22 protein-coding genes and 1 pseudogene are annotated in these 21595 nt (G+C 66.9%); 12 read left to right on the top strand and 11 right to left on the bottom strand.

Annotation, left to right across the window (positions count from 1 at the left end; translation table 11 throughout):
• From AC1DYU_RS18525 to AC1DYU_RS18510, 4 genes and pseudogenes are all read left to right on the top strand, one after another.
• Positions 1 to 239 (top strand): annotated as a pseudogene (locus AC1DYU_RS18525) (GTP 3',8-cyclase MoaA); the annotation flags it as partial.
• A gap of 128 nt (positions 240 to 367) precedes the next feature.
• Complete coding sequence (locus AC1DYU_RS18520) at positions 368 to 955, top strand: hypothetical protein (RefSeq protein ID WP_476792901.1); 588 nt, start codon at positions 368 to 370, stop codon at positions 953 to 955.
• The gene (locus tag AC1DYU_RS18515; RefSeq protein WP_476792900.1) at positions 945 to 2405 is read left to right on the top strand and encodes a hypothetical protein; all 1461 of its coding nucleotides are present in this window, start codon (positions 945 to 947) and stop codon (positions 2403 to 2405) included. Before AC1DYU_RS18520 ends, AC1DYU_RS18515 begins: the two co-directional genes overlap by 11 nt.
• A 38-nt stretch (positions 2406 to 2443) precedes the next feature.
• On the top strand, positions 2444 to 3208 hold the full coding sequence (locus tag AC1DYU_RS18510; RefSeq protein ID WP_476792899.1) for a hypothetical protein: 765 nt from the start codon (positions 2444 to 2446) through the stop codon (positions 3206 to 3208).
• 22 nt (positions 3209 to 3230) lie between these two features.
• On the opposite strand, the gene AC1DYU_RS18505 is transcribed toward AC1DYU_RS18510, so the two are convergent.
• Positions 3231 to 5000, bottom strand: coding sequence for a methyl-accepting chemotaxis protein (locus AC1DYU_RS18505; protein WP_476792898.1), 1770 nt, complete (start codon positions 4998 to 5000; stop codon positions 3231 to 3233).
• Positions 5001 to 5203: 203 nt separating this feature from the next.
• On the opposite strand from AC1DYU_RS18505, the gene solA reads away from it, so the two are divergent.
• From solA to AC1DYU_RS18490, 3 genes are read left to right on the top strand one after another with little or no spacing between them, the layout of a single operon-like run.
• On the top strand, positions 5204 to 6343 hold the full coding sequence (gene solA / locus AC1DYU_RS18500) for an N-methyl-L-tryptophan oxidase (protein WP_476792897.1): 1140 nt from the start codon (positions 5204 to 5206) through the stop codon (positions 6341 to 6343).
• A 33-nt stretch (positions 6344 to 6376) separates the two neighbouring features.
• Complete coding sequence (locus tag AC1DYU_RS18495) at positions 6377 to 7279, top strand: DMT family transporter (RefSeq protein ID WP_158485364.1); 903 nt, start codon at positions 6377 to 6379, stop codon at positions 7277 to 7279.
• On the top strand, positions 7276 to 8466 hold the full coding sequence (locus AC1DYU_RS18490) for a multidrug effflux MFS transporter (RefSeq protein ID WP_476792896.1): 1191 nt from the start codon (positions 7276 to 7278) through the stop codon (positions 8464 to 8466). Before AC1DYU_RS18495 ends, AC1DYU_RS18490 begins: the two co-directional genes overlap by 4 nt.
• A gap of 24 nt (positions 8467 to 8490) precedes the next feature.
• Here AC1DYU_RS18490 and AC1DYU_RS18485 read toward each other — a convergent pair whose 3' ends face one another.
• A complete protein-coding gene (locus AC1DYU_RS18485) occupies positions 8491 to 9357 on the bottom strand; it encodes an NAD(P)-dependent oxidoreductase (protein WP_476792895.1) in 867 nt (288 codons plus the stop codon).
• Positions 9358 to 9501: 144 nt separating this feature from the next.
• Here AC1DYU_RS18485 and map point away from each other — a divergent pair, with 144 nt between their 5' ends.
• Positions 9502 to 10251 (top strand): type I methionyl aminopeptidase, encoded by a 750-nt coding sequence (gene map / locus AC1DYU_RS18480; protein ID WP_476792894.1) that lies wholly within the window; start codon positions 9502 to 9504, stop codon positions 10249 to 10251.
• Between the two features lie 19 nt (positions 10252 to 10270).
• Here map and AC1DYU_RS18475 read toward each other — a convergent pair whose 3' ends face one another.
• From AC1DYU_RS18475 to AC1DYU_RS18460, 4 genes are all read right to left on the bottom strand, one after another.
• Positions 10271 to 10987 (bottom strand): ABC transporter permease, encoded by a 717-nt coding sequence (locus AC1DYU_RS18475; RefSeq protein WP_476792893.1) that lies wholly within the window; start codon positions 10985 to 10987, stop codon positions 10271 to 10273.
• Positions 10984 to 11712, bottom strand: coding sequence for an ABC transporter permease (locus tag AC1DYU_RS18470; RefSeq protein ID WP_476792892.1), 729 nt, complete (start codon positions 11710 to 11712; stop codon positions 10984 to 10986). Before AC1DYU_RS18470 ends, AC1DYU_RS18475 begins: the two co-directional genes overlap by 4 nt.
• A gap of 72 nt (positions 11713 to 11784) precedes the next feature.
• The gene (locus AC1DYU_RS18465) at positions 11785 to 12564 is read right to left on the bottom strand and encodes a transporter substrate-binding domain-containing protein (protein ID WP_158485370.1); all 780 of its coding nucleotides are present in this window, start codon (positions 12562 to 12564) and stop codon (positions 11785 to 11787) included.
• Between the two features lie 197 nt (positions 12565 to 12761).
• Positions 12762 to 13994, bottom strand: coding sequence for an MFS transporter (locus tag AC1DYU_RS18460; protein ID WP_476792891.1), 1233 nt, complete (start codon positions 13992 to 13994; stop codon positions 12762 to 12764).
• A gap of 216 nt (positions 13995 to 14210) precedes the next feature.
• Between AC1DYU_RS18460 and AC1DYU_RS18455 the strand changes: the two genes are divergently transcribed.
• Positions 14211 to 14891 (top strand): spermidine synthase, encoded by a 681-nt coding sequence (locus AC1DYU_RS18455; protein ID WP_476792890.1) that lies wholly within the window; start codon positions 14211 to 14213, stop codon positions 14889 to 14891.
• 10 nt (positions 14892 to 14901) lie between these two features.
• Here AC1DYU_RS18455 and speB read toward each other — a convergent pair whose 3' ends face one another.
• Positions 14902 to 15954 carry an agmatinase gene (gene speB / locus AC1DYU_RS18450; RefSeq protein WP_476792889.1) on the bottom strand — a complete coding sequence of 351 codons (1053 nt, stop codon included), beginning with the start codon at positions 15952 to 15954 and terminating at the stop codon, positions 14902 to 14904.
• A gap of 296 nt (positions 15955 to 16250) precedes the next feature.
• Here speB and AC1DYU_RS18445 point away from each other — a divergent pair, with 296 nt between their 5' ends.
• The 3 genes from AC1DYU_RS18445 to AC1DYU_RS18435 all read left to right on the top strand — a co-directional run bounded on the left by AC1DYU_RS18445 (position 16251) and on the right by AC1DYU_RS18435 (position 19242).
• Positions 16251 to 17336 (top strand): TRAP transporter substrate-binding protein, encoded by a 1086-nt coding sequence (locus AC1DYU_RS18445; RefSeq protein WP_476792888.1) that lies wholly within the window; start codon positions 16251 to 16253, stop codon positions 17334 to 17336.
• Positions 17337 to 17604: 268 nt separating this feature from the next.
• Complete coding sequence (locus AC1DYU_RS18440; protein ID WP_158485375.1) at positions 17605 to 18699, top strand: TRAP transporter substrate-binding protein; 1095 nt, start codon at positions 17605 to 17607, stop codon at positions 18697 to 18699.
• Between the two features lie 159 nt (positions 18700 to 18858).
• Positions 18859 to 19242: a porin gene (locus AC1DYU_RS18435; protein WP_476792887.1), complete on the top strand. Its 384-nt coding sequence runs from the start codon at positions 18859 to 18861 to the stop codon at positions 19240 to 19242.
• A gap of 66 nt (positions 19243 to 19308) precedes the next feature.
• Here AC1DYU_RS18435 and AC1DYU_RS18430 read toward each other — a convergent pair whose 3' ends face one another.
• From AC1DYU_RS18430 to AC1DYU_RS18415, 4 genes are read right to left on the bottom strand one after another with little or no spacing between them, the layout of a single operon-like run.
• Entirely contained in the window at positions 19309 to 19929 is a 621-nt protein-coding gene (locus AC1DYU_RS18430) for a uracil-DNA glycosylase family protein (RefSeq protein ID WP_476792886.1), read from the bottom strand.
• On the bottom strand, positions 19926 to 20399 hold the full coding sequence (locus AC1DYU_RS18425) for a hypothetical protein (protein ID WP_158485378.1): 474 nt from the start codon (positions 20397 to 20399) through the stop codon (positions 19926 to 19928). Before AC1DYU_RS18425 ends, AC1DYU_RS18430 begins: the two co-directional genes overlap by 4 nt.
• Complete coding sequence (locus AC1DYU_RS18420) at positions 20399 to 20881, bottom strand: hypothetical protein (RefSeq protein ID WP_158485379.1); 483 nt, start codon at positions 20879 to 20881, stop codon at positions 20399 to 20401. Before AC1DYU_RS18420 ends, AC1DYU_RS18425 begins: the two co-directional genes overlap by 1 nt.
• Complete coding sequence (locus tag AC1DYU_RS18415) at positions 20881 to 21492, bottom strand: glutathione S-transferase (protein ID WP_158485380.1); 612 nt, start codon at positions 21490 to 21492, stop codon at positions 20881 to 20883. The genes AC1DYU_RS18420 and AC1DYU_RS18415 overlap by 1 nt, the downstream gene beginning before the upstream one ends.
• Positions 21493 to 21595 lie beyond the last annotated feature (103 nt).

Here is a 21595-nt window from a genome sequence, read left to right as displayed (position 1 = left end):
ATTTCTGTGAGAGCTGCAACCGGGTGCGGCTGACCTGCACGGGCACGCTCTACATGTGCCTGGGCCAGGAGGACGCCGCCGATCTGCGCGCGCCGATCCGTGCCTCCGCAGACGACGCGGCGCTGCATCGCGCCATGGAAGAGGCGATCTCGCGCAAGCCCAAGGGCCACGACTTCGTCATCGACCGGCGCCGCGGCAAGCCCGCAGTCGGACGCCATATGAGCGTCACCGGCGGCTGAGCGCCTAGCCAGCCCCAAGCGGCCGGGTCGTCCAGCCGGGGACGGTGAGCAGGCCTGTCCGCCCGCTGTCTTGACGGGCTCCTCCAAAGGATTAACGGTTCATTGATGGTGGAGGTTGCGGGCGTTCGATGAACAGAGGCTTTCTTCCTCGGCTCAAGTCGATCGCCAACGCCATCTCGCGCTTCGTGCTGGAGACCTGGATCGCCAGGCTCGCGGTCATGGCGGCGAAGCTGTGGCCGCGGGTCCGGCTTCTCTCGGTGCTGCTGGCCCTGCTCGTGGTCGCCTGCTTCGCCCTGGCCGGATTGTCGGCGCGCAGCGTGTTCGCAGCGCTGTCGCCGGCCTCGCCCAGCGGCGTCGGCGCCGGGGTCGCCGCGGGCCTTGCCGCGCTGCTCGTGCTCGCGCTTTGCGCCTTCGCCGCGCTCGCCTGCATCGAAGCCGTGCTGCAACTGGCCCATGACTTCGGCCGGCACCGGGTCGGTGCATTGCTCTGGCTTGCCACCATCCTCGCTGTGGCGGTGACGCTGCGGGCTGCGTCCGATGCCGCGGGACTGGCCGCTTCGGACTGGGCCGCGCCTGGCGTCGCCGCCGTCCTGCTCGCCATGACCGGCTGGTTCCACCGGACCTATCGCAGACCGGCGCGGCACGGGTTCCGGGATTTCCATGCCGATGTCGTCGGTGCCCGGCAGTTCCTGGCGAGAGCCGCCCATGGCGGATGAATCCAGGCCTGGAGGCGGTGCGATTCCGCCGATCACCGCCCATCACCTCGCCGAACTGGTGCAGGCCGGCCATCACGGCGCCAGCGACGCACTCGACAACAACCCGCCGCCCCAGTCGGCCCTGCCCTCGCAGACCGAGTTGACCCTGCTGTCGCGCGTCGTCGAACTCTTCGGCGCGATCCGGCAGCAGGCGGCCGTGGCGCTGAACGGCCTGCACGCCGAGATCGCCGGGCGGCGCGAGAGCTTCACGCAGGAGCGCTATGAGGGCCGCGTCCGTTCGATCGAGGCATCGATGCGCGCGCTCCTCAACCGGCATGGCGGCGAGCTGGAGCAGCGGGTCTATGACGCGCTCAAGGCCAAGCGCGAATACGAGTATTTCAACTACACGCATCGCCGCACCGCCGATCCGAAGATCGACAAATGGCAGTTCATCCTGCTGTTCCTGATCGTGCCGTTGGCGATCGAGAGCCTGCTGAACGGCAATTTCTTCGCCGAGGCGAGCGAGTTCGGGCTGGTCGGCGGCGCGGCGACGGCGGTCATCATCTCGGCGCTCAATATCGCGCTGGGCTTCCTGACGGGGATGTGGCCGGCGCGCTACTCCCAGCATGTGCGGGCCTCGCATCTGTTCTGGGCCCTGCCGGCTTATGTCGCGATGATCATCCTGATCGTGATGTTCAACCTCACCGTGGGGCATTATCGCGAGATGCTGATCGCGACGCCCGAAGCCCGTTCGCTCCAGGTGATCCCGCGCATGCTGGCGGACCCGCTGGCGATCACCGAACTCAAATCGGCGGCGCTGGTCATCGTCGGCTGCATCGTCGCTTTTGCTGCGGCCGTGAAGGGCTACTCCGCCTTCGGCACCTATCCCGGCCATGGCGCCGCCTACAAGCGCTGGCGGCAGCGCTGGAGCGAGGTGGAGGACGAGCGTCGCCGGCTCGATGTCGAACTCCTGCCGGAACTCGAGATGGTCCGCTCCCAGATCGACGGCTTCAAGGAGGACTGCACCCGCGAACTCGGCCGGCTGCAAGCATCCAAGGCCGCAGCCGACCAGATCCGCGATCTCTATGGCGCCAGGCTGTCGCAATTGCGCAGCGCCAAGGATGCCGCCCTGATGCAGTATCGCGAGGCCAATCTGCGCGTGCGGACCGATCTTCCGCCGGCCTATTTCTCGCAGTCCCTCAACGTCGCCGAAATCGACCAGCCCGCGCCATTGGCCGAGCATGGCGCGGCGAAGGCGCTGATCGAAGATTTCGAGCGGCAACTGGCGAACATGCCTTCGCTGGTCGAGGCGAAGCTGCGCGACCGGCTGGCGCTGGTGCGCGGGCTCGATCTCGCCGGCGAGATCGAGCGGCTGAAGACACGCGCCGCCGAGGCCGGCCGCGACGCCTTCGAGCAGGACGAGGCGGCGCGCCGGCAGATCAATGCGGAATTTGCCGCAATGCCGCGCTAAGCGACGCGTACAGTTTAGCGAGCGATGAAGAGCAGGGCATGAAGAGCGAGAGCTGGGCGATCGTCGCCTCCATTCTGGCGGGCGTAGCGGTGGTCGGCTTCTTCGCGGCGCCGTCGCTGCTGCGCGGCCCGCCACGGGATGCCGAGTCGCTATGCCTGAAAACCGGCGCGGCGGGCCATACGCTCGTGCTGGTCGACAAGAGCGATCCCTGGAGCGAGGTCCAGGCGGGGCGGCTGAAGCGGCTGGTCAAGCGCATCGGCGACGAGTTGCCGGCCGACCGGATGCTGTCGATCTATGTCTTCAACGACGTGTTCGAGCCGGGCTTCCCAGCGCTGCTGTCGCTGTGCAATCCGGGGCGGACCGCAAGCGAGCTGATCGGCAATCCGCGGCGCGACTATCTCCGCTGGGTCGAGAAATTCGGCCGGCCGCTCGACGATGCGCTGGCCGTTCTGACGCAGCCGGCGAAGGGCAATCTGTCGCCCATCGTCGAGGCCGTCGGCGATGTCGTCTCGCGGCCGGAAACCCGTGTGCGCGAAGGCGAGCGGTCGCTCGTCCTCGTCTCGGACATGCTGCAGAACTCCAGCCAGTTCACCGTCTTCGGTTCCAATGCGGCCGCGCGCGATCCCGAGCGCCTGAAGCGGCTCGTCGGCAAGGTCTGGCAGGATTCAGGGGCCAGCGCATGGCAGTTGCAGATCCACCAGGTCCAGGGCGTCTACGATGCGCAGCGACTCGAACAGGCCGGCTCGCTCTGGCAGCAGACCCTGCGCGGGTTGAACATCCCGTTCGTCTGGGAGCGGCTCTGAGAGCGAGCCGCTCGCTTGCGACCTACATCCGGTAGGCCATGCGCACGCCGCCCCAGTGGCGGCCATTGATCCTGAGCGGTGCATCGACCTCTCGGACCATTTCGGTGACGCCGCCGCCCATGTCGCGCAGATAGGACTGCACGAGGAAGGGCCGCACCGAGCGCGCCGCGGCAATGCCGGCGCGGTCGTCGAAGATGCGCATGTTGCGCGAATGCGACGCGTTCCAGATCGGATCGGCCGGACGCTGCGGCATGGCGTAGGCGGCGTTGTGAACGGGAATGTAGCCGTTGCGATCGATGGCTATGGTGAAGAGCAGCCGTGGGTCGCTCGCAAGCGTGCGGGCCAGCAGGGGCGGCAGGATCGCCTCGAGCACTGGCAGCGCGCGGTTACGGTATTGCTGGGGATCGGTCTCCGGCACGGCGATGTATTCGACGTCGAAAAGCTCCGCCTCGTCGACCAGACTGCCGCCGAGAGCCTCCTCCATCAGCGTGGCGACCTCGACGGCGAAGGCCTGGGCCTTCTCGATCAGCGGGCGATAGGAACTCTCGATGGTTTCGATCAGACCGTCGAGAAGTCGGTTCTCGCCAAAGGCATGCCGGTCGAAGGCGACGTGCAGCCCGAGTTCGCTCGTCGCCGCCATGTGGCACGGTAGCGGCGGCAGATCGGCGATCTCGATCGTGCCGGAGACGCCCGGCATGAGATTTTGATCGTCGGGGCGCGCCAGCAGCACGCCGCCGCGGCCGAGGTCGATGGTATGGCTGACGAAATCGACCGCGCCGAGCCGCGCCTTGGCGCTGTGCTCGACCGGAAACCGGTCATGCTGGCGGCGGTCGGCAAAAGATGAATGACGCAGCGTCGGGATGAAGCGGCGCAGCATGCCCCCGGCCAGGAGCGAGCCCTTGGTCGTCGCCTTGCGGGCGCTGGCGCTTTCGGTGGCGGCCGACAGCGCCACCCGGTCGATCTCATCGACGCGCTGCACGACCGTCTCGACGAAGCGCGCCGTCGCACCGGCATTGCGCGAGAGTTCCGCCGTCGCGCTGGCCTGCTCCTGCGACGCGTTGCCGATCGCGGCGATCATCGGATTGACGTCGCGGACCATCTGAAGCGCGTCGGTGACGATGGCGGCCGAGCCATGGGCCGCCTGCGTCAGCCGGTCGACGCGGTTGCGGATATGCTCGACGGCTTCGCGCACCTCGACCGAGAGCGATTTGACCTCCTGGGCGACGACGCCGAAGCCGCGTCCGGCCTCGCCGGCGCGGGCCGCCTCGATGGAGGCATTCAAGGCGAGCAGATTGGTCTGTCGCGCGATCTCGGCGATCGAATCGACGATGCCGCGGATCTCCGCCGTCGCGATCGCGAGACCGGTCATCATCTCGGTCGCCTCGCCGGCGCGGGTTGCGGCGGCATCGAGCCTCTCACGCGCATGGTTCATCGAGGTGCCGATCTGCTCGGCCGTATCGGAGACCTGCTGCGTCGCCGTCACCAGCGCCGCCGAATTGGCGCTCGCGGTCGCGGTCGCCGCACGCATTCCGATGACGCTTTCGTGGATGGCGCTGGAACGGGTTTCGGACTCCGTCGAGAACCGCTCTGCGCTGGCCAGATCCAAGGTGAGGCGGCGCATCGCGGCCACCACGTCCTGTTCCAGCACCGTGACGGCTTCACGATTGGCGGCATCGCCGGCAATGCTCGCGCCGGCCGGGACGACAGGCGTCACGGCCTCATCGATCGCGGTGGCGTCCACCGCAATCGTCTGGTTCCGACCGCTCAGCCAGCGTCGAACCCTGCGGTGCATCAGCCCATCCGGTTAGATTTACGTCCCACCTTGTTATGGTCGGACATTGTTAAGAAAAACTCACCACTGCGCCCCGAACAGGCCGATCGGGCGCCGGCGGGCATGGACCCGCGCAGGTTGCAGCTGTATTGCTCCCGCAGGCTCAGGCTCCGACCTTGCCGGTGCCTGAGCCCTGCCTTGCCTGCCTGCCAGCGAGACCCGCCATGACGAGCAACAGCTACGACGTCATCGTCGCCGGAGTCGGCGCCATGGGGTCGGCCGCCTGCTGGCATCTGGCGAAGCGCGGCCTCAAGGTCCTCGGTCTGGAGCGCTTCGATCTCGGCCACACGATGGGCTCCTCGCACGGGCTGACCCGGATCATCCGGATCGCCTATTTCGAGGGCTCGCATTATGTCCCGATCGTCCGGCGTGCGCATGAGCTGTGGCAACAGACGGGCGACGAGGCCGGCATGAAGCTGCTGCACGTCACCGGCTCGCTCGATCTCGCCCCGGCCGGCGGCGGACCGGTCGAGGCCTCGCTGCAATCCTGCCTCGACCATGGGCTGGTGCATGAGCAGCTCGACGCCGGGGAGCTCGCGCGGCGTTTCCCCGGGTTCCAGCTGCCCGCCGGCCATATCGGGCTGTGGCAGCCGGATGGCGGCTTCGTCGCCTCGGAAAAGGCGATCTACGCCCATGTCGGGCTGGCGCAATCGCGCGGCGCGGAGATCCGCACGAATGAACCGCTGCTCGACTGGACGCCAACGGCGCAGGGCGGCGTCATCGTTCGCACCGAGCGCGGCACCTATTCCGCCGGCCGCCTCGTGATCACCTCGGGCGGCTGGATCGCGGATGCAGTGCCGGCGCTGGCCGACAACGTCGCGACGGTGCGGCAGGCGATCGGCTGGTTCACCACGCGCCGCCCGGAACTCTACCGCCCCGATGTGTTCCCGGTCTTCATCCTGAGCGCCGACGAGGGCACCTTCTACGGCTTCCCACTCTACGAACATCCCGGCTTCAAGCTGGGCGGGCCGCATTTCGGCCGCGAGCCGATGGACCCACGCGAGGACGACAGAACGCCGAGCCCGCGGCAGGTCGAGCTGATCCGGGACTGCCTGGCGCGCTATTTGCCCGATGCGGCGGGCGAGCCGCTGACGCTGAAGGGCTGCGTCTACAGCGTCACGCCCGACGAGGACTTCATCATCGACACGGTGCCAGGCGTGCCGCAGGCCGTCTTCGCCTCGGCCTGCTCAGGCCATGGCTTCAAATTCGCCAGCGCGATCGGCGAGATTCTCGCCGATCTATCGACATCGGGCCAGTCTGCGTTCGATCTCAAGCCCTTTTCGCTCAATCGCTTCGCGGCCTGAGCCCAGACCGACGAAGAGGGACCAGACGACGCCGTGGCCAGCCCTGACGAAAACCGCCGTGGCATCCTCGCCATGCTGGCCGCGATGGCGCTCTTCGTCTGCAATGACGCGCTGATGAAGCTGGCGCGCGAGGTCTATCCCGTCGGGCAGGCGATCACGCTGCGGACGGCCTTCGCGCTGCTGACCGCGCTGGGCCTCGTCATCGCCTTCCAGGAAGGAGCCAAGCTGCGGCTGGCGACAAAGCCCATCGTGGTGCTGCGCGGGCTGATCGACGCCGCGGTCACGCTGACCTTCATCTGGGCGCTCGCCGAGATGCCGTTGGCCGATGTCACGGCGATCCTGCTCGCCTCCCCGATCATCATCGTGATCCTCGCCGTGGTCCTGCGGATCGAGCGCGTCGGCTGGCGTCGCACGGTTGCGGTCTTCGTCGGCTTCTGCGGCGTTCTGATCGTGCTGAGGCCGGCGACCGATTCCTTCAACATCGCCGCCCTGGTCGCGCTCGCCAGTGCCTGCCTCGCCGCCTGCCGTGATCTGCTGACGCGCAAGATCGGCAATGAAATCCCGGCCACCGTGATCGCGCTGATGACGACCGCGCTCGTCGGGCTCGTCGCCTGCGGCTACGGAGTTTTCGAGGTCTGGCTGCCGATCTGGCGCCGCGAGACGCTCTATGTCGCTGGGGCAGCGGCCCTCGTCGCGGCCGGCAGCATCTGCATCGTCAGTGCCTATCGCAACACCGATGTCGGGGTCGTCTCGGGCTATCGCTACTCCGTCGTCATCCTGGCCGTCATGATGGGCTATTTCGTCTGGGGGCACGTTCCCGACCCCGTCGCCGGGCTCGGGATCGCGCTGATCGTCGCGAGCGGGCTCTACACGATGCACCGGCAGCGCGTGCTGCCCGAATCCAACCTGAAGATCCCGAGCACCCCGCCTTCATGACCGCTCCGATCGCAAAACCCACCCTTGCCGTGCTGGTGGCGATCTCGGCGCTGCAGCCGCTCGCGCTCAATCTGGTGGCGCCGGCCGCGCCGAACCTGTCACGCCATTTCAGCGCAAGCTACGCGACGATCCAGCTCACGCTGACGCTGTTCCTGGTGGCGGTGGCGCTGACGCAGCTGGTCAGCGGCCCCCTCTCCGACCGCTTCGGACGGCGCCCTTGCGTCAATGCCGGCATCGCCCTGTTCGTCGTCGGCTCCCTGCTCGGCGCCATCGCGCCGTCGATCGAATGGCTGTTGCTGGCACGGGTGCTCCAGGGCGCGGGCTCGGGCTCGGTCTTCGCGCTGTCGCGCGCGATCATCCGCGACACGGCCAGCCGCGACGAGGCGGCGAGCCAGATCGCGACCGTGACCATGGTCATGGTCGTGGCACCGATGGTCGCGCCTTGGCTCGGCGGACAGATCGAGACCCGGTTCGGCTGGCGCATGATCCTGTGGTTCATGACGGCGATCGGCGCGATCGTCCTGCTGCTGACGTTGGCGCGGCTACCGGAAACCGCGCCCAACACCGGCTTGCGCACGCCGCTTCTCGGCGTCTTCCGCGCCTTCCCGGAACTCGCGAGGAATCGCGTCTTCGTCCTCAACGTGATCGCCGTCTCTACGAGTTCGTCGGCCTTCTTCGCCTTCATCGCGGCCGCGCCCTACATCGTCGTCGAGACCATGGGGCGCGGCAGCGATGTCTATGGCGCCTATTTCATCCTGAACGCGCTGGGCTACATGCTCGGCAACTTCGCGATGGCCCGGCTGGTGGTTCGCCTCGGCGCCCCGCGCATGGTCCATCTCGGCCTCGTCATCTCCACCCTCGCGATCACGATCGCGGTGCCGCTGGCGCTCCGCCAGGACTGGTCGCCGCTGATGCTGTTCCTGCCGCTCGCCATCAACGCCATAGGCAACGGCATGACGATTCCCGGCTCGACGGCCGAAGCTCTCTCCGCCCGGCCCGAACTCGCCGGTTCGGCGGCCGGGCTTATGGGCGCGATCCAGCTCGGCCTCAGCGCGCTGATGACCGTCCTGATCAGCTGGCTGGTGACGGTCTGGCCACCATCGCTGGTCGTGCTGATATGGCTTTTGACGGCAGCAGGACTGCTGGCGATCCATTTCGGCCGGCGGGGAGCGTCGCCGGAGCGCTGACAGCGGCTCCGGCGAGGATACCGCTCAGTCCTCGAGCCTGGCGAGCAGGCTGGAAGTGTCCCAGCGCTTGCCGCCCATCTTCTGGACCTCGGCGTAGAACTGGTCGACCAGCGCCGTGACCGGAAGCTGGGCGCCGTTGCCGCGCGCCTCCTCCAGCACGATGCCGAGATCCTTGCGCATCCAGTCGACCGCGAAACCGAAGTCGAACTTGCCAGCGTTCATGGTCTTGCCGCGGTTGTCCATCTGCCAGGAGCCGGCGGCGCCCTTCGAGATCACCTCCAGCATCGCCTCCACATCGAGCCCGGCACGCTTGGCGAAATGGATGCCTTCCGAGAGGCCCTGGACGAGGCCGGCGATGCAGATCTGGTTGACCATCTTGGTGAGCTGGCCGGAACCGGCCGGGCCCATCAGCTTGCACATCCGGGCGTAAGCCGCGATCACCGGCTCGGCACGCGCGTAAGGTTCCGGCTCGCCGCCGCACATCACGGTCAGCACGCCGTTCTCGGCGCCAGCCTGGCCGCCGGAGACCGGCGCGTCGATGAAGCCGAAGCCGCCGGCCTGCGCCGCAGCATTCAGTTCACGCGCGACATTGGCCGAGGCAGTGGTGTGATCGACGAAGAGAGAGCCCTTCTCCATCCCGGCGAAAGCGCCCTGCTCGCCAAGCGTCACCGAGCGCAGATCGTCGTCATTGCCGACACAGGCAAAGACAATCTCCTGACCCCGGGCCGCGTCGGCGGGCGTCGCCGCCGAGATGCCGGCATGCTGGGAGACCCAGGCCTGCGCCTTCGTTGGATTGCGGTTGTAGACCGTGACCTCATGGCCCTTGGCCTTGAGATGCCCTGCCATGGGATAGCCCATGACGCCGAGACCGAGGAAGGCGACTTTAGCCATGGGATGCTCCGCAGATTGATCCGTGTCCCCGCGCTTTAGCGCGCGGTCGCAAGGGTGGGAAGCGGCTTGCCATGCCATCGCTCATGCATGGCCTGCGGCAGCTGTCATTGTCCGACGTCCTGGGACCGGCTAGGGGTTGTCGGCATGACAGTATCCAATGAGGATGAACTCCAGGGCCTGCGGGAGATCGGCCGCATCGTCGCCAATGCCCTGGCGGCGATGGGCAAGGCGCTGGAGCCGGGCATGACGACGGCAGAGCTCGACGGCATCGGCCGGGCGGCGCTGGAGAATGCCGGTGCCAGGCCGGCCCCCGAACTGGCCTATGGCTTCCCCGGCGCGACCTGCATCAGCGTGAACGAAGAGATTGCCCATGGCATTCCCGGGCCGCGTCGGATCGAAGCCGGCGACCTCGTCAATATCGATGTTTCCGCCGAGATGAACGGCTTCTTCGCCGATACGGGTGCATCCTTTGCCGTGCCGCCCGTCACACGCGCAACCGAGCGGCTGTGCCGCGACGGCCGCCGCGCGCTCTGGGCCGGGCTGGCGCAGGTCGGAGCGGGCAAGCCGCTGGCCGGCATCGGCGAAGCGGTCGGACGCTTTGCCGAGAAGAACGGCTATACGCTGGTGCGCAACCTCGCCAGCCATGGCGTCGGGTACTCGCTCCATGAGGAGCCGAAGGAAATCGCGACATGGCCGGAGCGCTCCGAACGCCGCGTCATGCAGAAAGGGCTGGTCTTCACGGTCGAGCCGTTTCTCTCGCTGGGAGCGGGCTGGGCCGGCAATGGCGACGATCCCTGGACGCTCTACAGCGAGCCGAGGGCGCCGACCGTCCAGTACGAGCACACTGTCGTGGCGACGGCCAACGGCCCGCTGGTCCTGACGCTTCCGGGCTGACCTTCGCGACGCAGGATGTTCAGCGCAGCGCCATATGCCTTGTCAGGCGCAATTCCAGCGCGTCCCAGACCCGCCGGACGACCTCGACCAGGATCAGGTAGATCAGCGCGGCATAGAGATAGATCGTCAGGTCGAAGGAGCGCGCGAAGGCGAGCTTGGTCGCGCCCATCAGGTCATAGATCGTCACCAGTGAAACCACGGCGCTGGACTTGATCATCACGATCAGCTCGTTGCCGAGCGGACGCAGCGCCAGGATCATCGCCTGGGGCATGACGACATGGCGCAAGGTCGCCCAGCGATGCAGGCCGAGCGACAACGCGCCCTCGAACTGGCCGCGCGGAATCGACTGGATGGCACCGCGCAGGATCTCGGCCTGATAGGCCGCCGTGTTGATCACGAAGGTCAGGAGCGCGCAGTAGAACGGCTCGCGGAAAAACCACCAGAGGCCGATATCGCTCCAGAACAGCCGGAACTGGCCTAGGCCGTAATAGACCAGGAAGAGCTGGCAGAGCAGCGGCGTGCCACGAAAGAAGGTGGTGTAGCCTTTGACCGCGGCCTGCGCCCAACGCGGCCCGTAAAGCCGGGTCACGGCGAGGCCGATCGCGAGCACGAAGCCGAGAACGACCGAGTAGGCGACCAGTTGCAGCGTGATCCAGAGGCCACCGAACATGCGGCAGCCATAGTTCTGGAAGACCTCGCTGCCGACGACCCAGCCGGGATATTCGCACCAGTTCATCGGGTCGCGCCCTGGAAGGCGGCGATGCCGCGATTGGCGCGGATCTCCATCCTGCCCATGCCCCAGGCCGAGACCAGCGAGATGACGAGATAGATCGTGATCGCCGCCCCGAAGAACAGGAACGGCTCCTTGGTCGCGACATTGGCGCGGGTTGTGATGAACATGATGTCGGGCAGGGTGATGACCGAGACCAGCGAGGTCTCCTTCAGCAGCACCATCCAGTTGTTGCCGAGACCGGGCAGCGCGACGCGGATCAGTTGCGGGAAGACGATCAGCCGGAAGGCCTGCGGTCGCGACAGGCCCAGCGCCGCAGCCGCCTCGCGCTGGCCCTGGGGAATTGAATTCAGCGCGCCGACCCAGACCTCGCTCGAAAAGGCCGAGAGCACGACGCCGAGCGCGACCATGCCGGCGACGAAGGGCGGCATCGAGAAGGCGCCCGGCAGGCCAAGCCACTGCCAAAGCTCCTGAAACACCACCTGGACGCCAAAATAGATGATGTAGAGTGTCAGCAGCTCCGGCACGCCGCGAAACACCGTCGTGTAGGCGGTGGAGATCGCCCGCAGGACGACATGGCGGGAGCGCTTCCAGAGCGCGACGACGAGCCCAAGCGCAAGGCCGAAAGGGAGGGTCGCAAGGGCAATGGAGAGGGTGATGCCCGTGCCCTGAAGCAGCGCGAGCCCCCAGCCTCCTTCGCCGAACCCGAGCAGGGCGAACTTATCGAACATGAAGCAGATGGCGCCGGGGCTGACATGAAGACCGGCGCGGAGGAGCCGCGCCGGTCATGGATGACGATCCGATCAGAGGATCGGGATCTTGAAGTACTTGTCGGCGATTTTCTTGTGCGAACCGTCGGCGATCGACTCGGCGATGGCCTTGTTGAACAGCTCCTTCAGCGCGACGTCGTCCTTGCGGACGGCACCTGCCACACCAGCGCCGTGGATCGACGCATCGCGCTCGATCACGCCGATCTGCTTACAGCAGTCCTTGCCCTTGCCGAGGAGGAAGTCCTCGAGCGAAAGCGAGTCGGCGATGATGTAGTCGAGGCGGCCGCTGAGCAGGTCAAGGTTGGCCTCTTCCTGGGTCGGATAGGGCCGCGCGGTCGAGTCCTTGTAGACCTTCTCGACGAAGTTGGCGTGCACGGTCGAGCCCTGCACGCCGATGGCCTTGCCCTTCAGCGCGGCCGGCGAAACGTCGGTCGACGTCGTCGTCTTCGGGCCAATGATCCAGATCGGCGTCTTGGTGTAGACCGAGGTGAAATCGACGCGCTTCTTGCGCTCGTCGGTGGCGTTCATGCCGGCGATGATGATGTCGTATTTACTGGCGAGCAGCGCCGGGATGATGCCATCCCAGTCCTGGACGACCCAGGAGCATTTCACCTTCATCTTCTCGCAGAGCATGTTGCCGTAGTCGATCTCGAAGCCTTCGAGTTCCTTCTTGGCATTGAGGTTGTTGAAGGGCGGATAGGCGCCTTCCGTGCCGATCCGGATTTCCTTCCACTCCTTGGCCTGGGCCAGGGCGCCAGTCGCGCCGACGGCAGTCAGCATGGCAGCGGCGATGATGCGCGCGAAACCTCTCATGATACCTCCCACAAGGTGCGGCCGGCGGGCGTTTCCGAATTCCCACCGCCGGCTCTGCCTACAGATTGGGCGATGCGCGGCCATGCCCGCAAGTGGGGCGTCGCAGCTTTTGTGAGCCGGAGCGCCGAATTATTCAGCAGGGCGTCAGCAGGTGCCTTGGTGGCGAGCCCGCCGAGACGGCCGCCAACCCTGTTCAGTCAGCGAGCTTTCGCTTTGGCGGCGCGCTCGTCGAGCACCGCGAGCGCCCAGATCGCGAAACCGCAGAGCGCCAGCGCCATGCCGACCCAGCCTGTCGAGGTCCAGCCATAGCCGGCCGCGATCGCCATGCCGCCGAGCCAGGGGCCGAGCGCGTTGGCCGTGTTGAAGGCGCTGTGGTTGAGCGCCGCGGCCAGCGTCTGCGCGTCGTCCGCGACATCCATCAGGCGGGTCTGCAACATGGCGCCGAGACCGCCGCTGGTGCCGATCAGGAAGACCACGACCGAGACCGCCCAGATGTTGCCGGCAGCGAAGGGAAACAGCGCCAGAGCGGCAGCGGTCCATAACAGCATGCCGCCGATCGCGGGCATCAGCGCGCGGTCCGCCAGCCAGGCCCCGACCAGCGTTCCCGCCGTCAGCCCGAGGCCGAAGACGCAGAGAACCACCGGCACGAGCGCGGGCGCGACCCGCGTCACGTCCATCAGTGTCGAGGCGAGATAGGTGTAGACCGCAAACATGCCGCCGAAGCCGATCGCGCCGATGGCCAGCGTCAGCCAGACCTGCCGGCGCTTGAGCGCGCCCAGTTCACGGAAGGGGCTCGCGCCCGGCTGGACCCTGTCGCGCGGCGCGTAGGCGTAGACCAGCGCCATGGTCAGGAGCGCCAGCAATGCAACGACGCCGAAGCCCCAGCGCCAGCCGAGAGCCTGGCCCATCCAGTTGGCGAAGGGGACGCCGATGATGGTCGCGACGGTGAGGCCCAGCATGACGCGTGCGACGGCCTGCGCCCGCCGATTCGGCGGCGAGAGCGAGGCGGCGACGAGCGCGGCGACGCCGAAATAAGCTCCGTGCGGCAAACCGCTGAGGAAGCGGAACACCAGCATCCAGCCATAGCTCGGAGCCAGCGCGCTCAGCAGATTGGCGATGCCGAACACCGCCATCAGGCCGATCAGCAGCGTGCGGCGCGCGACCCTGGCCGCCAGCACGGCGATGACCGGCGCGCCGACGACGACACCGAGCGCATAGGCGCTGATGACGTGGCCCGCGGTCGGCTCGTCGATGCCGAGACCGGTTGAGAAATACGGCACCAGGCTCATCACCGCGAACTCGGTGGTGCCGATGGCGAAGCCGCCCATCGCCAGCGCGAACAGCACGAGCCCGAGATGCGCAGCCGGCCGATCCGTCGCCGCTCCCGTCAGAGAGGCGGAGATGCCGGTGTCGTTCGTCGCAAGCGTCATAAGAGTTTTCGGTCCATTCATGGCAGCGCAGCGGCTACGCTGCATTGCAGCATATGCCATAGCCATGCGGTCTGCGTCGGATCAACACAGCGTGAGGCGCAGCGCCATGATTTTCCTGCATGCGCGGCGACCAAAGGCTATAGACGGTGCCGCATACCCCCTGCCCTGCTGCGCTTTGACCTCACCGAAACTAGCGCCCTTGATCGAGACCCGCCCGTGATTCCCTGGATTCCGCTCGACACCGCGACCCTGCCTGGCACCGGCCCTGACCGCGAGCTGAGGCTGAAGCGTCGCGGCGCCGAATTCTCGATCATGCTCGGCACCATCGAACTGATGAACAGCCGCCTCAGCGGCTCCGAGGAGGCGCTTGCGACGCTCGTCGCGACACGCCTCGCCGGTCGCGAGAAGCCGCGCATCCTGATCGGCGGGCTCGGCATGGGCTTCACGCTGCGCGCGGCGCTCAAGAGCTTCGGGCCGGGCGCCGAGATCACCGTGTCGGAACTCATCCCAGAGGTCGTCACCTGGGCGCGCGGTCCGATGGCGGAGCTCTTCTCAGGGTGCCTCGATGATCCGCGCATCAGCATCGTGGTGCAGGATGTCGGACGCGTGATCGCCGAGAATGCCGGTCGCTACGACGCGATCCTGCTCGATGTCGACAATGGCCCCGAGGCGCTGACGGTCGCGGCCAATGACCGGCTCTACGAGGATGGCGGGCTCGGCCTGGCGAAGGCAGCCCTGCGCTCAAGCGGTATCCTGGCCGTCTGGTCGCAGGGGCCGGACCGGCGCTTCACGCAGAGGCTGCGGCACGCCGGCTTCTCCGTCGAGGAGGTGATGGTCAGGGCCCATCGCGGCATCAGCGGCGCCCGCCACATCATCTGGTTGGCGCGTCGGACCTGACCCGGCCCACCTACGGCCGCCCCTTCCCGAGTGCCCGCGCCTCGGCGATCAGGCACAGCTCCGTGAACAGGACCTGCGCCGCGCATTGGGCGGTGTTGGAGGTCGCGTCATATTGCGGGGCGACCTCGACGACGTCGGCGGCGACGATGTCGGCGCCTTTCAGGCCGCGCAGGATCGCGAGCGCCTCGCGCGGGGTCAGGCCGCCGACCTCGGGCGTGCCCGTGCCGGGCGCGAAGGCGGGGTCGAGCGAATCGACGTCGAAGGAGACATAGGTCGGCCCGTCGCCGATGACGGCCAGCGCCTTGGCAATGACCGCCTCGATGCCGAGTTCGTCGACCTCGTTGGCGTGGATCACGGTCATGCCGGACTCGTAGGAAAACTCCCAGAGATATTCGGCGCCGCCCCGGATGCCGATCTGGATGACGCGCTGGGGGTCGAGCGCGCCATCGAGCACGGCCTGCCGGAACGGGCCGCCATGGTGGAACTTCGAGCCTTCATAAGGTCCCGAGGTGTCGCAATGGGCATCGATATGGACCATGCCAACCGGACGCTTGGCGCCGACCGCCTTCAGGATCGGATAGGTGATCGAATGATCGCCGCCGACCGCGAGCGTCGAGACGCCAGCCGCGACGATCGTCTTGAAGGTCGCCTCGATGTCCTCATGGCAGCTTTCGAGCGAATAGCGCGAGCGGAACGGCACGTCGCCGATATCGGCGACCTTGAGCATGCTGAGCGGCGCGGTGCCCAGAACATGGTCCATCGGCCCCATGCGCTCGACGGCGCGCACGGCGCGCGGACCCAGACGCGTGCCGGCGCGGTTGGTGACGCCGAGATCCATCGGCAGGCCGATGATCGCAACGTCGAGGCCGCCGAGATCCGGCAGGCTCAGCGCATCGGGGCGGTAGGGCGCGCTGATGAAGGTCGCGACATCGGAGAAAGGCCATTTGCGCTTGTCGCCCTTGAACTGGTCTGCGGCGACCTTGGCGAAATGCGGATCATGGATATCGGCGCCGCTCGCGCCGGCATAGCGCGCCCTCAGCCGCTCCAACTTGTCCTGATCCATGCCCCATCCCTTCATCTGCCACGCGCGTCCTGAAGCCCGATCACGAGGCGCTCACGCGCCATCCGAGTCCAGGCCGGGCAAGCGCCCGGTTCCCTTGTAGCCGAGCTTGCCAAGGCAGCAAAAGCAGGCCTCCGCACTAGCCGAAAGTCGCAGGTCATACCGTTGAAAGTGCTCGCGATTGTCGAGCCGGTCGTCTAGAACGCCAAGCAAGTATCGAATGATTGGCGAGCGCGGCCGAACCGCCTCCCACCGTCACAACACTCGGAAATCCGAGACCCATCGAGGAGATGTCCATCATGAAGCGCCGTCAGTTTATCCAGACCGCCACCGCCGGCGCTGCCGCCGCCGCGATCGCCGCTCCGGCCGTCGCGCAGTCGACCCCGGAGGTGAAGTGGCGCCTGGCGTCGAGCTTCCCCAAATCGCTCGATACGATCTATGGCGGCGCCGAAGTCATGGCCAAGATGGTCTCCGAGCTGACCGACGGCAAGTTCCAGATTCAGGTCTTCGCGGCGGGCGAGATCGTGCCGGCGCTTCAGGCGGCCGACGCCGTGACCAACGGCACCGTCGAGATGTGCCACACGGTGTCCTATTACTATGTCGGCAAGGACCCGACCTTCGCGGTGGCCGCTTCGGTTCCGTTCGGCCTCAATGCGCGCGGGCAGAACGCCTGGCTGTACCAGGGCGGCGGCAACGACCTGTTCAACGAATTCTACAAGAAGTTCAACATCTACGGCATGCCCTGCGGCAACACCGGCGCCCAGATGGGTGGCTGGTTCCGCAAGGAGATCAAGACCGTCGCCGACCTGCAGGGCCTGAAGATGCGCATCGGCGGCATCGCCGGCCAGGTGCTGGCCAAGCTCGGCGTGGTGCCGCAGCAGATCGGCGGCGGCGACATCTATCCGGCGCTCGAGAAGGGCACGATCGACGGCGCTGAGTGGGTCGGCCCCTATGACGACGAGAAGCTCGGCTTCTCCAAGGTCGCGCCGTACTACTATTATCCCGGCTTCTGGGAGGGTGGCCCCTGCGTCCATGCCTTCGTCAATCTCGACAAGTGGAACGCGCTGCCGAAGGCCTATCAGGCAGCGCTGACCGCCGCCTGCACCTATGCCAACACGCAGATGGCCGCGAAGTACGACGTGCAGAACCCGCCCGCGCTGAAGCGTCTCGTCGGCGCCGGTACCCAGCTGCGCCCGTTCTCGCAGGAGATCCTGGAAGCCTGCCTGAAGGCTTCCAACGAGCTCTATGGCGAGATCTCGGCCAAGAACCCCGACTTCAAGAAGGCGATCGAATCGATGGCCGCCTTCCGTGGCGACCAGTATCTCTGGTGGCAGGTGGCGGAGCTGAGCTTCGACGTCTTCCAGGTGCGTTCGCGCGCTCGCTGATGCTTGACGCCGGCGCCCTTGCGGCGCTGGATCGATCTTCCGCGAAAGCCCGGCTCCGGCCGGGCTTTTTTCGTTTGACACGGCCGGTTGTGCCGGGATGGCGCATCGTGCCGCGGCTGGCGCAGGGTGGCGCGCTTCCGCATGGTAATTCATGCTTATGGAGCATGGAACCCATGCATTTTTCTCTTGCGTTGTGTTGCAGACCTGCTTTGCTGCCCTTGCGACGACCGGAGAAGCGGCGCGCAAACGGCTCCAGGGAGGAGAAAGTATGAAGCGTCGTCAGTTCCTGAAGGTCGCGGGCGCCGGTACGGCCGCCGGTGCCATCGCAAGCCCGGCCATTGCGCAGGCGACGCCAGAGGTGAGGTGGCGGGTGACCTCCTCTTTCCCGAAATCGCTCGACACGATCTTCGGCGCTTCGGAGGTGCTGTCCAAGGCCGTCTCCGAGGCGACGGACGGCAAGTTCCAGATCCAGGTCTTCGCCGCGGGCGAGATCGTTCCGGGCCTGCAGGCGGCGGATGCCGTCACCAACGGCACCGTCGAGATGTGCCACACGGCGTCGTACTACTATGTCGGCAAGGACCCGACCTTCGCGTTTGGAACGGCCGTGCCGTTCGGCCTCAACGCCCGCCAGCAGAACGCCTGGTTCTACCATGGCGGCGGCAACGAGTTGCTCAACGAATTCTACAAGAAATACAACATCTACGCGATCCCCGGCGGAAACACGGGCTGCCAGATGGGTGGCTGGTTCCGCAAGGAGATCAAGACCGTCGCCGATCTGCAGGGCGTCAAGATGCGCATCGGCGGCTTCGCCGGGCAGGTCATGGCCAAGCTCGGCGTCGTGCCGCAGCAGATCGCCGGCGGCGACATCTATCCGGCGCTGGAGAAGGGCACGATCGATGCCGCCGAGTGGGTCGGCCCCGCCGACGACGAGAAGCTCGGCTTCAACAAGGTCGCGCCATACTACTACTATCCGGGCTGGTGGGAAGGCGGGGCCTCCTTGCACTTCTTCCTCAACACCGCGAAATGGGATGCTCTGCCGAAGGTCTACAAGTCGGTCCTGACGACGGCGGCCGCGCTCGCCAATATCGACATGCAGGCGAAGTACGACGCCCGCAATCCCGCCGCGCTGAAGCGCCTCGTCGGCGCCGGCGCCCAGCTTCGCCCGTTCTCGCAGGAGATCCTCGAAGCCTGCCTCAAGGCCTCGAAGGAGGTCTATGCCGAGACCTCGGCCAAGAATCCCGACTTCAAGAAGGTCTATGACGCGATGTCGGCCTTCCGCGGCGACGAGTATCTCTGGTTCCAGATCGCGGAATACACCTACGACAACTTCCTGATCCGCGCCCGCGCGGCCAATCAGCTCTGACAAGGAGCGACCGGCCGCGCCTTGCGGCCCAACTGGAACCCCACCCCGGCCGAAAGGCCGGGGTTTTCCGTTGCCGCGGAGCGGCGTATGGTAGACGCCATCGTCATGCCTTCTTGCCCGGTGATGACAGGCTGACCTTTACGCTCTGGATTGTGCGCCATGCTCGGTTTCGTCGGCCCCGCCTTCATCGTCCTCCTCACTGCAGCATCCGCGCAGGCGCAATCGATCGGCGAACCGCTGCCGGGTCGCGGCCCGGCCAAGGAACGCGCGAAGCCGGCCCGCGCCGAGTCGAATGCGACGCGGCCCTGCCCCGAATACGGGCCCGGCTTCGTGCGCGTCGATGGCTCGTCGGCCTGCGTGCGCGTCGGCGGCGCGGTGCGGGCGGAGTTCGGGAAAAGCTCGCGCAACGGCATGGGCTCGGCGGCTGGCGGCATGGCCTATCTGGAAACCCGCAGCGAAACCGGAATGGGCTCCCTGCGCACCGTCATCCAGGCGCGCGGGCAATTGGAACGCAACCTGCCCACCGGCCCCTATCGCTATTGAGGCCTTTTACGACGCTTCGCTCCGCCGGTCGTGGCTGGCGATCTGACCTCCAGGCCAGTCTGACCTCTAGGCAATGAGCCGCGCGACCTCCTGGCGCAGCACCGGCACGAGCTCTTCATCGAACCAGGGATTGCGTTTCAGCCAGGCGTTGTTGCGCCAGGATGGATGCGGCAGCGGCAGGATGCGCGGGCGGCTTGGCCGCGCCAGGATCGCGCGCCAGTTGGTGACCGTCTCCGACAGGTTCGCCCCCTCGCCTGGCCCGAGATGCCAAGCCTGCGCATAACGCCCGATCGCCAGGACGAGCTCGATGGCGGGCATGGCCGCGAAGACGCGGGCACGCCAGGTCGGAGCGCATTCGCGGCGCGGCGGCTTGTCGCCGCCCTTGGCGTCGAGGCCGGGAAAGCAATGGCCCATCGGCACGATGGCAACCTTCGCGGCATCATAGAACACCGTCTCGTCGAGCCCGAGCCAGTTGCGCAGGCGCACGCCCGAGGGATCGGTGAAGGGCTGGCCGCTGGCATGGACGCGGGTGCCGGGCGCCTGGCCGGCGATGCAGAGCCGCGCCGTCGCCGAGGCCTGGATGACCGGGCGCGGCTGATGCGGCAGCGGCGGCAGATAGAGCGGCGCGTCGCGGCAGATGCGGCACGCGCGTAGATCGCGCAGGACCGTGTCGAGGGATTCCGTCATCGGCTCGCCAGCCGCTCGCCACCGGGTGCGCGCGAGATCAGTCCGTCGCAGGTCCAGGCTGGAATATCGGCGTCGACGCTTCCCGTGGCATCCCCTGCCTCGACCGTCGCCATGCCGTTGATGCGGCCGCTCGGCCGGCTGCGCAGGACGTAAAGACGGTCGCTGCGCTCGACCGTGAAGCAGTAGGTCCGGCGGGTCTCGTGTGGTCCGTAATAGTAGCAGACGGCATCCGCCGTCGTGGTCCAGCAGGCATCGCGGTTGGGCACGTTGCGGTTATGGCCGGTCGCCCGGCCATCGGGGTGGTGATATTCGCTGAACGGCTGGTTGGTGCCGGAATAGCGCCCGGCAACGGTGTTGCCCTGGAAGGCGCGCCTGATCGCCTCGCCGTCCAACCTCTCCGCTGCCGCAGCGGCGGCACCGGCAAACAGCGCCGCAACCAGCGCCAGCGATTGCAGGCCGGCCGAGCGCATCAGCGTGCGGCAAGGCGCCGGCGCGACATCAGCGGAGATGTCGGCGGAGCTGGCGCCCTCGAGATCAGGCCGTCGCAATACCAGGATTCGCCGTTGTCGCCGTGCTTGCGCGGATTGCCCAGTTCGACCGAGGCCAGCGCATTGATCTGCGCGTTGGTGGTGTTGCGCAGGACATAGAGGCCGCCGCTAAGCTCAACCGTAAAGCAATGCACGGTCCGGTCGCTCTGCGGCCCATAATAATAGCAGACCTGATCGGCCTTGGTGGTCCAGCAGGCGTCGCGATTGGGTTGCCAGCCATTATGGCCGAGCGCCCGGCCATCGGGGTCGTGAAACTCGGTGAAGAAGCCGCCATTGGTGTAGCGGCCGCTGACGGTATTGCCCTCGAAGGCGCGCTTGATCGCCTCGCCGTCGAGGCGCTCGACGGCCCGGGCCGGCGTCTGGAACGCAGCAAGCGCAGCCAGGATCAGGACAGCGGCTCGCATCAGGCCTTCCAGCTCGGCCTTGCCGACAATTCGCCGTGCCAGCGGCGGATATGGACGAAATCCTCGGGCAACGGAATGCGCGACGGCTTCATGAAGTCGATCGCGATGCCAGCAGTGATGTCGGCCACGGTCAGGGTTTCGCCGCAGAGATAGGGATTTCCGGCGAGCTGAAGTTCGAGGATCCAGAGATGATCGTCGATCTGCTCGCGATTGGCCTCGGCCCATTCCGGCACCTGGTCCTCGAGTTCCGCCATCGAGGGGTGGCTGTGGCGGAACACGGCCGCGACGCTAGCGAAGAGCCCGAGCTCGATGCGCCGGTTCCACATCTCGACCAGAGCCTGCTCCCTGGCATCCCTGCCGAAGAAGGGCGGGTGCGGGTGCAGGCTCTCGATATAGCGGCAGATCGCGATCGTCTCGGCGAGCGCCGTGCCGTCGTCGAGCACCATCACCGGCAAGCGCTGGGCCGGGTTGAGTTTGGTGAAGGCCTCGCTCCTGTGCTCCTTCTTCGCCATGTCGACCGGGACGATCTCAGGCAGGGCCAGGCCCTTTTCGGCAAAGAAGATGCGGACCCGTCGCGGATTAGGCGCGCGCCCGCCATCATAAAGCTTCATCGACATCCTCTCCGTCACAGCCGCGCGACCCGACCATGCCGGGGGCCGGATGGTCAATCCTTTCAGGGCTTTTCGTGATGGTTGTATGGCACGGGGATCGGCT

The sequence above is a fragment of the Allobosea sp. P2_B12 genome, from assembly GCF_056404835.1.
This window is presented reverse-complemented; position numbering and strand designations above follow the sequence as displayed.

Coding starts and splice junctions, on each gene's coding strand:
- AC1DYU_RS18520 (WP_476792901.1), top strand. CDS start 368: ATGAACAGAGGCTTTCTTCCTCGGCTCAAGTCGATCGCCAACGCCATC.
- AC1DYU_RS18515 (WP_476792900.1), top strand. CDS start 945: ATGGCGGATGAATCCAGGCCTGGAGGCGGTGCGATTCCGCCGATCACC.
- AC1DYU_RS18510 (WP_476792899.1), top strand. CDS start 2,444: ATGAAGAGCGAGAGCTGGGCGATCGTCGCCTCCATTCTGGCGGGCGTA.
- AC1DYU_RS18505 (WP_476792898.1), bottom strand. CDS start 5,000: ATGCACCGCAGGGTTCGACGCTGGCTGAGCGGTCGGAACCAGACGATT.
- solA (WP_476792897.1), top strand. CDS start 5,204: ATGACGAGCAACAGCTACGACGTCATCGTCGCCGGAGTCGGCGCCATG.
- AC1DYU_RS18490 (WP_476792896.1), top strand. CDS start 7,276: ATGACCGCTCCGATCGCAAAACCCACCCTTGCCGTGCTGGTGGCGATC.
- AC1DYU_RS18485 (WP_476792895.1), bottom strand. CDS start 9,357: ATGGCTAAAGTCGCCTTCCTCGGTCTCGGCGTCATGGGCTATCCCATG.
- map (WP_476792894.1), top strand. CDS start 9,502: ATGACAGTATCCAATGAGGATGAACTCCAGGGCCTGCGGGAGATCGGC.
- AC1DYU_RS18475 (WP_476792893.1), bottom strand. CDS start 10,987: ATGAACTGGTGCGAATATCCCGGCTGGGTCGTCGGCAGCGAGGTCTTC.
- AC1DYU_RS18470 (WP_476792892.1), bottom strand. CDS start 11,712: ATGTTCGATAAGTTCGCCCTGCTCGGGTTCGGCGAAGGAGGCTGGGGG.
- AC1DYU_RS18465 (WP_158485370.1), bottom strand. CDS start 12,564: ATGAGAGGTTTCGCGCGCATCATCGCCGCTGCCATGCTGACTGCCGTC.
- AC1DYU_RS18460 (WP_476792891.1), bottom strand. CDS start 13,994: ATGACGCTTGCGACGAACGACACCGGCATCTCCGCCTCTCTGACGGGA.
- speB (WP_476792889.1), bottom strand. CDS start 15,954: ATGGATCAGGACAAGTTGGAGCGGCTGAGGGCGCGCTATGCCGGCGCG.
- AC1DYU_RS18445 (WP_476792888.1), top strand. CDS start 16,251: ATGAAGCGCCGTCAGTTTATCCAGACCGCCACCGCCGGCGCTGCCGCC.
- AC1DYU_RS18440 (WP_158485375.1), top strand. CDS start 17,605: ATGAAGCGTCGTCAGTTCCTGAAGGTCGCGGGCGCCGGTACGGCCGCC.
- AC1DYU_RS18435 (WP_476792887.1), top strand. CDS start 18,859: ATGCTCGGTTTCGTCGGCCCCGCCTTCATCGTCCTCCTCACTGCAGCA.
- AC1DYU_RS18430 (WP_476792886.1), bottom strand. CDS start 19,929: ATGACGGAATCCCTCGACACGGTCCTGCGCGATCTACGCGCGTGCCGC.
- AC1DYU_RS18425 (WP_158485378.1), bottom strand. CDS start 20,399: ATGCGCTCGGCCGGCCTGCAATCGCTGGCGCTGGTTGCGGCGCTGTTT.
- AC1DYU_RS18420 (WP_158485379.1), bottom strand. CDS start 20,881: ATGCGAGCCGCTGTCCTGATCCTGGCTGCGCTTGCTGCGTTCCAGACG.
- AC1DYU_RS18415 (WP_158485380.1), bottom strand. CDS start 21,492: ATGAAGCTTTATGATGGCGGGCGCGCGCCTAATCCGCGACGGGTCCGC.